The organism is Sphingomonas sp. ID1715 (assembly GCF_013044515.1).
Taxonomy (GTDB): Bacteria; Pseudomonadota; Alphaproteobacteria; order Sphingomonadales; family Sphingomonadaceae; genus Sphingomonas_B.
Genome location: NZ_JABEPR010000014.1, coordinates 18,464 through 31,428 on the forward strand (window position 1 = coordinate 18,464; position 12,965 = coordinate 31,428).

Annotated in this window: 12 protein-coding genes and 1 riboswitch; of the genes, 4 read left to right on the plus strand and 8 right to left on the minus strand. The window is 68.0% G+C overall.

The genetic code is table 11. The features are described from left to right. Nucleotides 1–10 precede the first annotated feature (10 nt). Nucleotides 11–877, minus strand: a complete 867-nt coding sequence (locus HJG53_RS17520) for a CoA ester lyase (protein ID WP_171132647.1) — start codon at nucleotides 875–877, stop codon at nucleotides 11–13. Between the two features lie 25 nt (nucleotides 878–902). Here HJG53_RS17520 and HJG53_RS17525 point away from each other — a divergent pair, with 25 nt between their 5' ends. Further along, nucleotides 903–1,505, plus strand: a complete 603-nt coding sequence (locus HJG53_RS17525; RefSeq protein ID WP_171132649.1) for an NADPH-dependent FMN reductase — start codon at nucleotides 903–905, stop codon at nucleotides 1,503–1,505. Next, nucleotides 1,502–2,227 (plus strand): 3'(2'),5'-bisphosphate nucleotidase CysQ, encoded by a 726-nt coding sequence (locus tag HJG53_RS17530; RefSeq protein WP_171132651.1) that lies wholly within the window; start codon nucleotides 1,502–1,504, stop codon nucleotides 2,225–2,227. Before HJG53_RS17525 ends, HJG53_RS17530 begins: the two co-directional genes overlap by 4 nt. On the opposite strand, the gene HJG53_RS17535 is transcribed toward HJG53_RS17530, so the two are convergent. Genes HJG53_RS17535 through HJG53_RS17545 form a run of 3 tightly spaced genes read right to left on the minus strand, consistent with a single transcriptional unit; the run spans nucleotide 2,140 to nucleotide 5,563 of the window. Continuing rightward, nucleotides 2,140–3,117: a cobalamin-binding protein gene (locus HJG53_RS17535; RefSeq protein ID WP_171132653.1), complete on the minus strand. Its 978-nt coding sequence runs from the start codon at nucleotides 3,115–3,117 to the stop codon at nucleotides 2,140–2,142. The genes HJG53_RS17530 and HJG53_RS17535 overlap by 88 nt on opposite strands. Then, entirely contained in the window at nucleotides 3,117–3,644 is a 528-nt protein-coding gene (locus HJG53_RS17540) for a hypothetical protein (protein ID WP_171132655.1), read from the minus strand. The genes HJG53_RS17535 and HJG53_RS17540 overlap by 1 nt, the downstream gene beginning before the upstream one ends. 11 nt (nucleotides 3,645–3,655) lie before the next feature. Beyond that, nucleotides 3,656–5,563: a TonB-dependent siderophore receptor gene (locus HJG53_RS17545; RefSeq protein WP_171132657.1), complete on the minus strand. Its 1,908-nt coding sequence runs from the start codon at nucleotides 5,561–5,563 to the stop codon at nucleotides 3,656–3,658. 89 nt (nucleotides 5,564–5,652) lie between these two features. Beyond that, nucleotides 5,653–5,824: riboswitch (cobalamin riboswitch) on the minus strand. A 62-nt stretch (nucleotides 5,825–5,886) separates the two neighbouring features. On the opposite strand from HJG53_RS17545, the gene alaS reads away from it, so the two are divergent. Together alaS and HJG53_RS17555 are read left to right on the plus strand one after the other, a co-directional pair. Continuing rightward, nucleotides 5,887–8,538 (plus strand): alanine--tRNA ligase, encoded by a 2,652-nt coding sequence (gene alaS, locus HJG53_RS17550; protein ID WP_171132659.1) that lies wholly within the window; start codon nucleotides 5,887–5,889, stop codon nucleotides 8,536–8,538. A 90-nt stretch (nucleotides 8,539–8,628) separates the two neighbouring features. Then, on the plus strand, nucleotides 8,629–10,212 hold the full coding sequence (locus HJG53_RS17555; protein WP_171132661.1) for an NAD(P)/FAD-dependent oxidoreductase: 1,584 nt from the start codon (nucleotides 8,629–8,631) through the stop codon (nucleotides 10,210–10,212). A gap of 114 nt (nucleotides 10,213–10,326) precedes the next feature. Here HJG53_RS17555 and HJG53_RS17560 read toward each other — a convergent pair whose 3' ends face one another. From HJG53_RS17560 to HJG53_RS17575, 4 genes are all read right to left on the minus strand, one after another. Beyond that, nucleotides 10,327–11,067 (minus strand): DUF72 domain-containing protein, encoded by a 741-nt coding sequence (locus HJG53_RS17560; RefSeq protein WP_171132663.1) that lies wholly within the window; start codon nucleotides 11,065–11,067, stop codon nucleotides 10,327–10,329. A gap of 11 nt (nucleotides 11,068–11,078) precedes the next feature. Then, nucleotides 11,079–11,300, minus strand: coding sequence for a hypothetical protein (locus HJG53_RS17565; protein ID WP_171132664.1), 222 nt, complete (start codon nucleotides 11,298–11,300; stop codon nucleotides 11,079–11,081). 59 nt (nucleotides 11,301–11,359) lie between these two features. After that, nucleotides 11,360–12,607, minus strand: coding sequence for an N-succinylarginine dihydrolase (locus HJG53_RS17570; RefSeq protein WP_171132666.1), 1,248 nt, complete (start codon nucleotides 12,605–12,607; stop codon nucleotides 11,360–11,362). Between the two features lie 49 nt (nucleotides 12,608–12,656). Continuing rightward, nucleotides 12,657–12,965: arginine N-succinyltransferase (locus HJG53_RS17575; RefSeq protein WP_171132683.1), on the minus strand; the 309-nt coding region annotated here is incomplete at its 5' end.

Below are 12,965 nucleotides of genomic sequence, written 5' to 3' on the forward strand. Positions count from 1 at the left end.
CCACAACGCGCTAGCGCGCGCGGTCCCCCTGCCCGTTCCGGGGAGGAGCCTCTATCGCCTCCGCCATGGCGATCACCCGCAGCGCTTCATTCACATGCAGTTGCTCGACCATGGCACCACCGATCCGCGCGACGCCTTTCCCCTCGGCGCGAGCCTGGTCCCAGGCGGCGACGATCTCACGCGCCTTGGCGACCTCCTCGGCGGAAGGGCCGAACACCCGGTTGGCGATGTCGATCGTGCTCGGATGCACCAGCGTCTTGCCGTCGAAGCCGAGCTCGACACCCTGGCGGCAGCTCGCCTCGAAGCCGGCGAGATCGTCCAGGCCCAGATGCACGCCGTCCAACGCTGCCAGCCCATGCGCCCGCGCCGCCAGCAGCATCAGCGACAGGCTGGTGAGCAGCGGCGTGCGGTCCGGCACGTGCCGCGCGCGCAGTTCCTTGGTCAGGTCGTTGGTGCCGGCGACGAAGCCTGCCAGCCGGTCGCTCGCCGCCGCGATGTCGCCCGCGCGCAGCACGCCTAAAGGGGTTTCGATCATGCACCAGATCGGGTGCCGGGTCCGGGCGCTCGCCGCGCGCACCATCGCGGGACTATCGACCTTCGGGATCAGCACGCCATGGATCGGCAGCCGTTCCGCCAGCACGAAGTCAGGCGCGCAATCGACGGCGCTGACCCGCAGGATCAGCTCGCGCGCGCCATAGTCGGCGGACAGCGCCTCGGCGATGCACTGCCGCGCATTCTCCTTGGCTTCGGGCGCGACTGCGTCTTCCAGATCGATGATGATGCCGTCGACGGGCAGGCTGCGCACTTTTTCGAGCGCGCGGGGCTTGTCGCCGGGCACATAGAGCATCGACCGGCGGGGACGGATATGCTTTGGCATGGCCGCGCTGTAGCGGGGAGACGCCATGCCTGAAAAGCTGTCCATCGTCGGTATCGGAGGAACCACGTCGCCCGGCTCCTCGACCGAGCAGGCACTGCAGATCGCCCTGCGCGCCGCCGCGGCCGAGGGAGCCGAGGTGACCTGGTTCGATGGTGCGGCGCTGTGCGCCTTGCCCCATTACGCGCCGGGCGTGCTCGACCGGTCGGAAGAGGGGCGGCGCCTGGTCGAGGCGGTGCGCGAGGCGCATGGCCTGGTGATCGCCAGCCCCGGCTACCACGGCTCCATCTCCGGCCTCGTCAAGAACGCGATCGACTATGTCGAGGAAACGTCGAAGGACGCGCGGGTCTATCTGGACGGCCTGCCGGTGGGGCTGATCGTCACCGCCTATGGCTGGCAGGCGACCGGCTCGACGCTGGCGACGATGCGATCGATCGTCCACGCGCTCCGCGGCTGGCCGACCCCGCTCGGCGCGGCGATCCGTGCCGTGTCCGGCATGTTCAGGGACGGGCAGTGCACCGATGCCGGCGCGTCGTCCCAGCTGGAGCTGGTCGGCAAGCAGGTCGTCGAGTTCGCCCGGCTGCGCAAGGCGGCCCCGTCGATCCTCAGCACCGGACCGGTCGAAGAATGACCGATGCGGATCTGGCGGCGCTGCTCGCACGCACTGCGGGCCAGTTGCTGATGACGCTCCGCGAGAGCGGGACGGCCAGTGGCAAGACGCTCGGCAATATCGGCGATGCGACCGCCAACAGCTATCTGGTGCACGCGCTGCACGCGCTCAGGCCGGACGACGGCCTACTCTCCGAAGAACGAGTCGACGACCTGGCGCGGCTGGAAAAGAGCCGGGTGTGGATCATCGATCCCCTCGACGGCACGCGCGAATATTCCGAAGGCCGGGAGGATTGGGCCGTGCATGTCGCCCTCAGCATTGATGGCCACGCCGCGGTCGGTGCTGTGGCGCTGCCGGCGCAGGGTCTGGTGCTGCGCTCGGACCGGCCCGCGCCACAGGCCCAACGTCCGGAGCGGCCGCGGCTTCTCGTCAGCCGCACCCGGCCTCCGCCCGAATGCACATTGCTGCAGGAGAGGCTCGGCGCCGAGATGGTACCGATGGGCTCGGCCGGCGCCAAGGCGATGGCCGTGGTGCTGGGCCAGGGTGACATTTATTTCCACACCGGCGGCCAGCACCAATGGGACAATGCCGCGCCGGTGGCGGTGGCGCTCGGCGCCGGCATGGTCGCGACCCGGGTCGACGGATCGCCTTGCCGCTACAATGCCCGCGAGACGCTGCTGCCCGATCTGCTGATCTGCGCGCCGGAATGGGAAGCGCCGGTGCGCGCGGCGCTCGCCGAATAACGCGTCCAATAGCGGCCGGCATGCGCGTCGCCGCCATGGATCATCGCGTGCAGCGCCTCGGCGGATTCAACCAGGCGCGGGCCGGGCCGATTGTAGAGATGGTGGCCGTCGGCGACGAACACGCGGCCGTCCCGGACGGCACGGATGTCGCTCCAGCCGGGCAGCGCGTCCAGCAGCGGCATTTCTTCGAGCGTGCGTGACACCTGGAAGCCGCAGGGCATGGCGACGATCACCTCTGGATCGGCGGCCCGCACCTCTTCCCACTTGATGAAGTCCGAATGCTGGCCCGCGCTGGCGAGGAGCGGCTCTCCGCCAGCAATCTCGACCAGTTCCGGAATCCAGTTACCGGCAATCATCAGCGGTTCGATCCACTCGACCGCCGCCACGCCCGGCCGCTCAGCGAGCTGCGGGATCGCCGCGAGCCGCGCCTGCAGTGCTGCCACCACCGGCGCCGCATCGCGCCCGGTTGCTTCCGCCACCCGCGCAAAATCGCCCCACACATCCGCCAACGTATCCGGCGCGAGGGATAGCAGCAGCGGCCTGGTCCCCGTCCAGTCCGCCAGCGCCTCTTCCAGGTCGCGCGGCGTGACCGCGCACACCGCGCATTGCGTCTGCGTCAGGATCACGTCGGGCCTGAGCGCCCGCAGCCGCTCGGCATCCACCGTATAGGCGGACAGGCCGCTTTCGATGATGCTCTTCACCGTATAGTCGATCTTGATCGACCGCATGCCCTTTGGGATCTTGGTCGCGGTCAGCGCCGGCAGCTGCGCCACCTCGGGCGGCCAGTCGCATTCGTGACTGCGCCCGACCAAGACTTCACCCAGGCCGAGCGCAACCGCGATCTCCGTCGCGCTGGGCAGCAGCGAGACGATCCGTGGCGTGGCTGCCATCAGGCCGGCTGGAGCGTCGTCCGGCTTCCGAACAGGGCGGGCGCGGTGCGGGTCAGCAGGAAGCGCGCTGCCATCAGCCCAGCAAACCAGAAGGCATCGTTGCGCGCGATCTGCAACACGATCTCGCCCGAGAAGGTCTCGAGCCCGCCGATCGCATTGGCGACCGCGAACAGCAGCAGCTCATAAGTGGCGAAGGCCGCGACCGGCGCCACGACGATCGCCCCCGGCAGCCGGGCCGCCGCGCGCGCGGCGAAGAAGCCGGCGAACGCGCCCGCGCCGATGGCCAAGCCCCAGGCCAGCGTGTTCGTGTCAGTCGGATAGCCGAGCAGGCTATAGCCCACCGCCTGGTTCATCGCCCACACGCCGAACACGGCGGCAAGGCCGCGGCGCAGGTCCGTCGTCAGCGCCGATACGGCCGCAAAGCCGGCGAACGGAAAGATGCACGCGGTCGCCCAGCTGCCCAGAAAGGCGCCGAGGGACAGGATCAGCGGCCACACCAGCCGCGCGGTTCCGGAAAGCGGATTCATCGTCTCACTCCTCACAGTCGGACCCGCACGCCAGCCACGGCGGTGCGCCCGGGATTAACAAAAGAGAACACGTCTTCATAGCGTTCGTCGAACAGGTTCTCGACGCGCCCGAACAGCTCGAACCGGTCGGACAGCCGCGCGCGGGCGTTCAGGTTCACCAGCACATAATCGTCGAGCCTGACGATCGTCGGCACGAAGCTGGGATCCAGGAACGCCTGGTCGAGCTGCCGGCCATTATAGCGCCCGACAAGCGTCACCGATGCGGTGTCCCCAGGAGCGCTCCAGGTCGTGGAGACGCTGGCGATGTGCTTCGGGCGGCGAACCTCGGTCACGCCATTCTCGCGCGCCTTTAAATAGGTATAGGCTGCGTCCACCCGCCACGCCTCGCCGAAGCGCGCCGCCAGCGCCGCTTCGACGCCGTGCTGCCGCGATTTGGTCGCGCGGTTCAGCGATGTCGGCGTGAAGAGCGGGGGCGGGAAGTCGGTGTAGATCTCGTCGTCCAGCACATTCTCGAAATAGGTCGCCCCGACCGTCACTCGGTCGCCGAACAGTCGCTGCTCGACCCCTGCTTCCCAGCCTTCCGACTTCTCGGGCTTCAGGTCCGGATTGCCGAGGAAGCGTCCGTCGATGAAGCCGTACAGCTCGAACAGGTTCGGGTTCTTGACGCCGGATCCCGCCGCCGCGTGCAGCCGCGTGCCGTCGAGCACCGCATAGCTGCCCTGCACCCGATAGGTGGTCGTGTTGGCGAACAGGCTGTTGTCGTCGCGCCGCACCGAGGCGGAGAGTCCGGCGCGGTCGCCGAAGAACAGCTCATATTGGCCGACCAGTCCCGTGTTCTTCACTTCGCGCCGGCCGTTGAAGGCGAAGCCGTTCGGGTCGCGGTTGCGGAACCGCTCGCGTTCGAGATCGAGGGCGAAGGTGACGCGGTGGCGGATGCTGCCGGTGTCGAAGCGCAGCGCCGTTTCGTAGCTGCCTTTCAGCCTTTCGCCCTGGCTGCCGCTGGTCCGGTCATCGAAGGCGAAGGTGTCGCGCCGCGCATCGGTGAACTGGCCCGTCACCGCGTGAGTCCAGCGTCCCCCCAGCGTGTCGAGCTCGGCGCGGAGCAGGCCGTTCCAGTTGCGATTGTGCGACCGCACGCCGGGCGAGTCCACAACCAGGCCGAAGCTCGGGCCAGCCACGCTGAAGTTTTGATCGTTGAAGTCACGCGCCACGTCGGTGAAGCGGCCGACCGCGCCCAGCCGGAAGTTCGGCAGCGGCGACCAGTTTAGCTTGAGCGCGGCCGAAACCGTGTCGGAGCCGAGATCGCGCGTGCCTTTCCGCGCGTCCGGCGCGCCGTCGGTGGTGAGCAGCGTGCCCGTCGCGGCATAGTCGAAATCGCCCGCTACGCCTGCCGCGCGGAGCATCGCGTTGGCGGTCGCCTGGGTGCCGCCCTCGACGCGCGCACTGAAGCCCGGCGCCTCGCGGCCACTCGCGGTGATATAGTGGACGACGCCGCCGATCGCGTCCGATCCATAGAGTGCGCTCTGCTGGCCGCGCAGCACTTCGATGCGCGCATTCTCGTCCGCCACCAGGCTGCCGAAGTCGAACTCGCTCAGGAACGGGTCGGACGCCTCGATGCCGTCGATCAGCACCAGCAGCTGGTTGGCCTCGCTTCCCCGCAGCCGCAGCTGGGTGAGGCCGGTGGTGCGGTTGACCGCCACGCCGGGCACGTCCCGCAGGATGTCGGCGACCGACCGCGTCTGGCGATCGGTCAGCGTCTCAGGGGAGAGGAGGGTGATCGACGCGCCGACATCGCGGATCGGCGTCGGCTCGCCCGAGCGGGTGGCGGTAACCACGACATCGGGGCCGCTGTCGTCGGCGCTTTGCGCGAGCGCGGGCGCGGCGCAGAGCGCCGTCAGGGTCAGGAGATAAGATCGCATTTCGGTCCTTTCGCAACAACGTCCATGCCGTTCTTGCGAAGGACGGTGCTCGCGCACCGCTTCGTCCGCCCGGTGCACCCCGCCCGGCCGAATGAACAGCTGTGGCGGGGAGGTCTCCTGGCTCCCGGGTCAATGCTGGTCGCGCCGTCTTCCCAGGCTATCGCCCAGTGACATCATGGCACGCCGGCTCGCCGGTTACAGTTGCGGGGGCAGCCGCGGCATCGCACCGCGTTCCCTTGACCCGTCACGCGTCCACATAAGCGAAGCTGCTGCTGCGACGCAACATAGTTGCCGGTGCGGGCCGCCTGACATACATGCCACGCATGACCTCGACGAACGACATTCGCCGCACTTTCCTCGACTATTTCGAGAGCGCCGGGCATGCGCGCGTGCCCTCTGCGCCGCTGGTGCCGCACAACGATCCGACGCTGATGTTCGTCAATGCTGGCATGGTGCCGTTCAAGAACGTGTTCACCGGCCTGGAGACGCGGCCCTACACCACGGCCGCTTCCTCGCAGAAATGCGTGCGGGCCGGCGGCAAGCACAATGATCTCGACAATGTCGGCTATACCGCCCGGCACCACACCTTCTTCGAGATGCTGGGCAATTTCTCGTTCGGCCAGTATTTCAAGGAACAGGCGATCACCCATGCCTGGACGCTGCTGACGCGCGAGTTCGGCATCGATCCGAACCGGCTGACGGCGACCGTCTACCACACCGACGACGAAGCCTTTGATCTCTGGAAGAAGATCGCCGGCCTGCCCGAAGAGCGGATCATCCGCATCGCCACCAAGGACAATTTCTGGGCGATGGGCGATAATGGCCCGTGCGGACCCTGTTCGGAGATCTTCTTCGATCATGGCGAGCACATCCACGGCGGCCCGCCGGGCAGCCCCGACGAGGACGGCGACCGTTTCGTCGAGATCTGGAACCTCGTCTTCATGCAGTATGAGCAGGAAGCGAACGAGATCGTCCGCGACCTGCCGCGTCCGTCGATCGACACCGGCATGGGGCTGGAGCGGATCGCCGCCGTGCTCCAGGGCGTGCACGACAATTACGACACCGACACGTTCAAGGCGCTGATCGCCGCCAGCTCCGAGCTCACCCACACGGCGGCCGAAGGCGAGCACAAGGCTTCGCACCGGGTGATCGCGGACCATCTTCGCGCGTCGGGCTTCCTCGTGGCCGACGGCGTGCTGCCGGCCAATGAAGGCCGCGGCTACGTCCTGCGCCGCATCATGCGTCGCGCGATGCGCCACGCCCATCTGCTCGGCGCCAAGGAGCCGCTGATGCATCGGCTGGTCGGCTCGCTCGTCTCGGAGATGGGTGCGGCGTTCCCCGAACTCGTCCGCGCCCAGCCGCTGATCGAGGCGACGCTGCGCCAAGAGGAAACCCGCTTCCGCCAGACGCTCGCCAACGGCCTGCGCCTGCTCGACGAGGCGACGGGCAAGATGCAGGCCGGCGACACGCTGCCGGGCGAAGTCGCGTTCAAGCTCTACGACACGTTCGGCTTCCCCTATGACCTGACCGAGGACGCCTTGCGCGCGCAGGGGCTGCAGGTCGACCGGAGGGGCTTTGACACCGCAATGGCGGAGCAAAAGGCCGCCGCCCGCGCTGCCTGGAAAGGCTCCGGTGCCAAGGCCTCCGAAGACGTCTGGTTCGACCTGGCCGAAGCGCATGGCTCGACCGAGTTCATCGGCTATTCGGGAACGGAAGGCGAAGGCGAGGTCGTCGCGATCGTGAAGGACGGCGCGCCGGTGCATCATGCCTCGGCGGGCGAGACGGTTGTGCTGCTCACCAACCAGACGCCATTCTACGCCGAAAGCGGCGGTCAGATGGGCGATGCCGGCACCGTCACGTCCGAAAAGGGGCTGAAGGCGCGGGTCGACGACACGTCCAAGCCGCTCGGCCGGCTGCACGCGCATCATCTCGTGATCGAGGATGGCGAGGTCGCGATCGGTGATCCGGTCCACCTGTCCGTCGATGCGGAGCGCCGCGACCGTATCCGCGCCAACCACTCGGCAACGCACCTGCTGCACGCGGCCTTGCGCAAGCGGCTGGGCGGCCATGTCACGCAAAAGGGCTCGCTCGTCGCGGCGGACCGCTTCCGCTTCGACTTCTCGCATCCCCAGGCGCTCACCGCCCAGGAAATCGCGGATGTGGAAGCGGACGTGAACGGCCATATCCGCCACAACGAACAGGTCTCGACCCGGCTGATGACGCCGGACGACGCGATCGCCGCCGGCGCCATGGCGCTGTTCGGCGAAAAATATGGCGACGAGGTCCGCGTGCTGACCATGGGCCGCGACGCCTATTCGGTCGAACTGTGCGGCGGCACCCATGTGAACGCGACCGGCGACATCGCGCTGTTCAAGATCGTGTCCGAAAGCGCCGTCTCCTCCGGTGTGCGCCGCATCGAGGCGCTGACCGGCGAAGCCGCGCGCCAATGGCTGAGCGCCCGCGAGGAGCGGCTGCGCGAAGCGGCCGCCGCGCTCAAGGCCAGCCCGGACGAAGTGCCCGCGCGCGTCACCGCGCTGATCGAGGAACGGCGCCGGCTGGAGCGCGAGCTTGCCGATGCGAAGAAGGCGCTGGCGCTCGGCGGCGGCGGCAAGGCGGACGCGGCAGGTCCGGAGCAGGTCGGCGGCCATGGCTTTATCGGCCAAGTGGTCGAGGGGCTCGACCCCAAGGGCCTGCGCGGCGCGGTCGACGATCTCAAGACCCGCGTCGGTTCGGGGGTCGCCGTGCTGGTGGCGGTGAATGACGGCCGCGCCTCGGTCGCGGTCGGCGTCACCGACGACCTGACCGGCCGCCGCAACGCCGTCGATCTGGTCAAGCTGGCGGTCGCGGCGCTCGGCGGGCAGGGCGGCGGCGGTCGCCCCGACATGGCGCAGGGCGGGGGTCCCGACGGCGCCAAGGCGGACGCAGCGGTTACGGCCGTGCGCGCGGCTTTGGGCGAGATGGCCGAAGCGGCTTAGGTCCTACTAAACCCGTTCGTGTCGAGCGAAGTCGAGACACGCTGTCGCGGGTGTACGTTTCTCGACTTCGCTCGAAACGAACGGAAGAAAATGGGCGGGGGACAAGACGACGCACTGATCATCGGCGGCGGCCATAACGGCCTGACTTGCGCCTGGTATCTCGCCCGTGCCGGTCTCAAGGTCCGCATTCTCGAGCGTCGCTCCGTCGTCGGCGGCGCGGCAGTGACCGAGGAATTTCATCCCGGCTTCCGCAACTCGACCGCCAGCTACACGGTCAGCCTGCTCCAGGCGAAGGTGATCGCCGACATGCGGCTGCACGATTGGGGCCTGCGGGTGGTGCACCGCCCGATCTCCAACTTCCTGCCGTTCGACGATCGCAATTATCTGAAGCTCGGCGGCTCGCTCGAACGCACCCAGGCCGAAGTCGCCAAATACTCCGCGAAAGACGCGGAGACGCTTCCGGCCTATTATGACGCGCTGGAGCGGATCGCCGACGTGCTGCGCGATCTGGCGCTCAAGACTCCCCCCAATGCGGGCGGCGGCGTGCAGGACCTCATCCGCGCGGCGACCCAGGGCTGGGGCCTGCGCAAGCTTGGGCTGGAGGCGCAGCGCGACCTGCTCGACCTGTTCGCCAAGTCCGCGCGCACCTTTCTCGACGGCTGGTTCGAAAGCGACGAGATCAAGGCGGCGTTCGGCTTCGACGCGGTCGTCGGTAACTACGCCAGCCCCGACACGCCCGGCTCGGCTTACGTCCTCCTGCACCACGTCTTCGGCGAAGTGAATGGCGTGAAGGGGGCGTGGGGCCATGCGATCGGCGGCATGGGGGCGATCACCCAGGCGATGCGCCAGGCGTGCCAAGCGGCTGGAGTCGAGATCATGACGGACGCACCGGTCGCCAAGGTTCTCGTCGATAATGGCAAGACCGTCGGCGTCGCACTTGAGGATGGCACAGAGCTGTTCGCCCGCCGCGTCGTCGCCAATGTCGGCCCCAAGTTGCTCTACGGCAAGCTGGTCGACGAAGCGGATTTGCCGCCGGACTTTGCGCGCCGCATGCGCATGTTCAAGGCCGGGTCCGGCACCTTCCGCATGAATGTTGCGCTGTCCGAACTGCCGCGCTTCACCTGCCTGCCCGAGCCCGGCGAGCATCTTGCCAGCGGCATCGTGATCGCGCCGACACTCGACTATATGGACCAGGCCTTCACTGACGCGCGGGCTTTCGGCTGGTCGAAGCGGCCGATCGTCGAGATGCTGATCCCCTCGACGCTCGACGATACGCTGGCGCCCAAAGGCGCGCATGTCGCCAGCCTGTTCTGCCAGCAATTCGCGCCGGTGCTGCCGGATGGCCGCAGCTGGGAGGCGGAGCGCGAAGCCGCCGCCGACACGATCATCGACACGGTCGAGGCGTTCGCACCCGGTTTCAAGGCATCGGTGGTCGGCCGGCTGTCGCTGAGCCCCTTCGACCTCGAAGAACGCTTCGGCCTCGCCGGTGGCGACATCATGCACGGCGCCATGTCGATCGACCAGCTCTGGGCCGCCCGCCCGGTGCTCGGCCATGGCGCCTATGCCGGGCCGATCCAGAACCTCTGGATGTGCGGCGCCGGCACGCATCCGGGCGGCGGCGTCACCGGCGCTCCCGGCCACAATTGCGCGCGGGAAATCATCCGCTCCCTTTGAAGTTCAGCACCCAAAAAAGTCGCTCGTCCCGAGCGTAGTCGAGGGGCGCGTGTACGGCATCGGAGCAACGCCCCTCGACTACGCTCGGGACGAGCGAGAACTTTCTCGATCGACCTAAGGCCGACCCACCCGCTCGATCAGCGCCATCGCTGCCGCCGGCGCCCGCACCTTCGCCCCGGCGATGAAGAAGCAGAACACGTCGCGTCCACCCTCCGCCCAGCCGCGCGCCTGGTCGGCGATCCGGTCCAGTTCCGCATTCGAATAGCCCGTCTCCGCCTCCTCGCGGCATTGCTGGAACCGTGCGTAAGTGAATGCGCCCGTCTGGTCCGGGAAACACGGATAATCGTCCGCCTCGGCATAGACCACCGCCACGCCCGCCGCCCGCGCCAGATCGAAGAACTCGGGATTGCGGAAGCTCTCGTGCCGCGGTTCGATCGCATGGCGCAGCGGCACGCCGCTCCATTCCCGCGGCAGCATCGCGAAAAAGGCGCGGATCTCGTCCGGATCGAACTGCTTGGGTCCCATCAGCTGCCACAGGATCGGGCCCAGCCGGTCCCCCAACTCGATCAGCCCCTGGTCGAAGAAGTTGCGCATGCCTTCCTCGCCCTCGGCGAGGTTCTTGCGGTTGGTGCAGAAGCGGCTCGCCTTGACCGTGTAGACGAAGCCGTCCGGCGCCGCCTTGCGCCAGCTCTCGAACGTCTTGGGGCTCTGCCGGCGATAATAGGTGCCGTTGATCTCGATCGCCGTCAGCGCGCGCGTGGCGTGCTCGATCTCCTTCGCATGGCTCAGCTTGGGCGGGTAGAAGACTCCGCGCCACGGTTCATAAGTCCAGCCGCCGACGCCCACCCTGATCATAAGCGCAAGGCTTAGCGGAGGGCACGCCTCAGCGCCAGATTGTCGAGGATCATGCCGCCGGCGATGAACACGCTGCCGGTACAGGCGAGGAACAGCAGCGTGCCGCCCACGCCCGGATAGGTGTCGAGATAATGGATGCCCCGCTCGCACGCGCCCAGCGCCAGCGCATAGATCACCATGAACGCTTCGAAGCGATTGGTGATGGTGAACAGGCGTTTGATCTTCGCGAACATGGCCGCACTAACGCTCGAACGGCGCGGACGGACAAGGTAAATAAAGGGTTAACGATGCTTCAGAGGTCCTCGCCTTGCAGCGCCAGCGCCTCCAGCAAGGCCGCACGGGCAGCGGCGATCTGCTCGTGCAGCGCCGGATCGGCCAGATGCGCCGAATCGATCGTCTCCGGCCAGGTCGCGCCGATCACCTGCGCCAGGCGGTCGAGCTTGTTTTCGTCGACCATGAAGCGGGGATCGACCTCGGCCGGATCGGCGACCACCCGCAGGCGCAGGCAGGCGGGGCCGCCGCCATTGGCCATGGACTGGCGCACATCCACGAAATGGGTGGCGCGGATCGGGCCATTGCCGGCGACCAGTTCTTCCAGATAGTCGCGGACGGCCGGCACCGCATGCGCTTCGCTCGGTGCGATCAAGGCCTGCTCGCCCGACGGCAAGGTGACGAGCTGTGCGTTGAACAGATAGCTGGCAATCGCGTCCGCCAGGCTCACCCGCGCCGCCGGCACTTCGACGATCCGCACCTCCGGCAGCAGCCGCTCGAGCTGGGCATAGAAGCTCGCGCGGTCGGCAAAGGCCTGTTCGTGCGCGAACAGGGTCAGGCCGTCCGCCACCGCCACCACGTCATTGTGGAAGGCGCCGGCCGCGATCGCCTCCTCCGCCTGCTCGACGAACAGCGTGCGTTCGGGATCGAGGCCGTGATGCGCCGCCACCGCCTCGCACGCCATCCGATGCTGGCGCGCGGGAAAGGCGCCGCCCGACCGGCCATAGACGAAGATTTCGACGCCCGCCTCGCCATGGGATGGTGCCAGCCGCATGTGGTTGGCCGCGCCCTCGTCGCCGAACGGCGCCGGCACCGGTCCGTGCACGGCAAAGCCCGGACCCGCAAAGGCGAGCCGCAGCTGCTTCAGCGTGTTCGGCCATTCATGGCTGCGGTGCGGCATGGTGACGAGGTTGGCGACACTCAGGTGGCATTTGCCGTCGCGCGTATCCGGGGCAGGGGAGACGGTCGCCGCATTGGCCGTCCACATCGGCGAAGCGCTCATCGCCCAGGCGGGGATCGGCGCCGCGCTTTCCATCGACGCGCCAAGGCTCTCCAGCCAGGCAAGGTCCGGCCGCGGGTGCGGCAGCAATATGCCCTGGGGAAGGCCCAGCCGCAGATTGTGCCGCATCTTCTCGAGCCCCTGCAGCGCCGCCGCCCGCGGATAGCTGGTGTGATTGGCGTTCTTCGCCGACGCGAGATTGCCGAGGCTCAACCCGCCATAATTGTGGCTCGGCCCGACGATCCCGTCGAAGTTGATCTCCTGCAGCACCTGTAACTCCAAATTCGCTCGTCCCTACGCTCGGGACGAGCGATCTCCTTTACGCCCGCCCCACATGCACGACCGTGCCGCCAGGCTCCACGCCCAGCAGCCGCGCGCCCTCGGCATCGATCGCGATCTCGCCGCCGTCCAGCATCTCGACTTGCGCATAGGCTGCGCGCCAGCCGGCCAGCCGTCCCGCCGTGCACAGCCGCCGCTCGCCGCCTTCCACCCCGATCCGCGCGACTCGACTCTCGACTGCGTCGCGGATCGACAGGATGCGATCGGTATGCGCGACCATGGTCGGCCCGCCGTCGAAGATGTCGATATATTTGTCGTGGGTGAAGCCTTCATGCTCCAGCATCCGCAT

What these genes read in the sequence shown, in the direction of transcription:
- HJG53_RS17520 (WP_171132647.1), bottom strand. Translation starts at nt 877, where the DNA reads ATGCCAAAGCATATCCGTCCCCGCCGGTCGATGCTCTATGTGCCCGGC.
- HJG53_RS17525 (WP_171132649.1), top strand. Translation starts at nt 903, where the DNA reads ATGCCTGAAAAGCTGTCCATCGTCGGTATCGGAGGAACCACGTCGCCC.
- HJG53_RS17530 (WP_171132651.1), top strand. Translation starts at nt 1,502, where the DNA reads ATGACCGATGCGGATCTGGCGGCGCTGCTCGCACGCACTGCGGGCCAG.
- HJG53_RS17535 (WP_171132653.1), bottom strand. Translation starts at nt 3,117, where the DNA reads ATGGCAGCCACGCCACGGATCGTCTCGCTGCTGCCCAGCGCGACGGAG.
- HJG53_RS17540 (WP_171132655.1), bottom strand. Translation starts at nt 3,644, where the DNA reads ATGAATCCGCTTTCCGGAACCGCGCGGCTGGTGTGGCCGCTGATCCTG.
- HJG53_RS17545 (WP_171132657.1), bottom strand. Translation starts at nt 5,563, where the DNA reads ATGCGATCTTATCTCCTGACCCTGACGGCGCTCTGCGCCGCGCCCGCG.
- alaS (WP_171132659.1), top strand. Translation starts at nt 5,887, where the DNA reads ATGACCTCGACGAACGACATTCGCCGCACTTTCCTCGACTATTTCGAG.
- HJG53_RS17555 (WP_171132661.1), top strand. Translation starts at nt 8,629, where the DNA reads ATGGGCGGGGGACAAGACGACGCACTGATCATCGGCGGCGGCCATAAC.
- HJG53_RS17560 (WP_171132663.1), bottom strand. Translation starts at nt 11,067, where the DNA reads ATGATCAGGGTGGGCGTCGGCGGCTGGACTTATGAACCGTGGCGCGGA.
- HJG53_RS17565 (WP_171132664.1), bottom strand. Translation starts at nt 11,300, where the DNA reads ATGTTCGCGAAGATCAAACGCCTGTTCACCATCACCAATCGCTTCGAA.